The organism is Janthinobacterium sp. AD80, from assembly GCF_002878455.1.
GTDB lineage: Bacteria > Pseudomonadota > Gammaproteobacteria > Burkholderiales > Burkholderiaceae_D > Janthinobacterium.
This window is the reverse complement of sequence record NZ_NRDQ01000275.1, coordinates 1-1,290: the sequence shown is the minus strand read 5'-3', so window position 1 is coordinate 1,290 and position 1,290 is coordinate 1. Positions and strand designations below refer to the sequence as shown.

The following is a 1,290-nucleotide window of genomic DNA, read 5'->3' as shown; positions in this document are numbered from 1 at the left end:
CCTGATCCTGGGCCTGGTGATCGGCACCATCCGTACCCTGCCGAATAAATGGCTGGTCGGTGTGGCCAATGCCTACGTCGAATTGTTCCGCAACGTGCCTTTCTCGGCGGCGCGCCTGGCGGCCAGCGTGGCCGTGCTGGCCCTGCGTCCGCCGCTGGGCGCCTGGCCATCGTTGCAGGAACTGCGCGCCGACTACCGCACCGGCACGGGCGAGCAGCGGCAGCTGGCCCTGTCGCGGCAGATGACGGTGCAAATGAATACGCAGACGCGCATCAATGTCAACGCGCAGGAGTCGGTCGAACTGCTGGCTGGCGAGGCGGAAATCCTCGCCAGCGGCGCGCGCCAGCCCGTCAGCGTGCAGGCGGGGGCAGGGCGATTGCTGGCGCAGTCGGCCCGCTTCAATGTGCGCCATACGGACGATGCCGTTTGCGTCACTTGCCTGGCGGGCGCTGTCGACGTGCTGTGGCAACAGCGCCGCCTGACCCTGGATGCGGGCCAGCAACTGGTGTATGACGCACAGGGCATGCAGGCGGCCACAAGGGCGGCGGAAAACGAGGTCAGCGCCTGGCGTACGGGCGCGCTGTCGTTCGTCGGCAAGCCGCTGGCCGACGTGGTGGCCGAAATCAACCGCTACCGTCCCGGCAAGGTGCTGCTGCGCAATCCTGAACTGGGCCGGCGCCTCGTGCGCATGCGCTTTTCCATCGCCCAGACGGATGGCGCGCTGGCGATGATACGCGACCTGTACGGCGCGCAAATGACCAGCCTGCCTGGTGGGATCGTGCTCCTCAGCTGATGCGCTTTTCTGCGCGGCTGGGTTGCTTAAAAATATTTTTCAAAAAACATTATCCCTTCCGCCATCCAGCTACGTCATGGAGGTATGGACGCTTGTGCAACAGCCAGGCTCCGTTCCCTTCTCTCTAGCCAGGAAACCATTGCCATGACCAAGCTTCACACTGCCCAGCGCCCCGTCCCGACCATCGACACGGGCGCGCAGCGTAACTCCACGCTGGGCAGCCGCTTGCGGCTCACGCCGCTCGCTTACGCGCTGACCACCATGCTGATGGCGGGCGCCTTCAGCACGCCGGCGCGCGCGCAGCAGGCATTCAGTGGCGGCTGGTTCGCGGCCAAGGGTGCGGCGCAAAATACGGCCAGCACCTCGGGCCGCCTGCCGAATGGCCAGCCCTTGCCGCTGGGCAGCCGGCCGGATGGTCAGCAACAGCAGGCGAATGCGCAATTACAGCGCTCGCTCAACAACCTGAACCTGGCAGCGCGCGCCATCGCCGCGCAGCA

The 1,290-nt window shown here is 66.1% G+C and carries 2 protein-coding genes; both read left to right on the top strand.

Going from position 1 to position 1,290, the window contains the following annotated elements:
* On the top strand, nucleotides 1–793 hold a 793-nt coding region (locus JaAD80_RS28530), incomplete at its 5' end, for a FecR family protein (protein WP_146012593.1).
* 144 nt (nucleotides 794–937) lie between these two features.
* On the top strand, nucleotides 938–1,290 hold a 353-nt coding region (locus JaAD80_RS28525), incomplete at its 3' end, for a hypothetical protein (protein WP_146012592.1).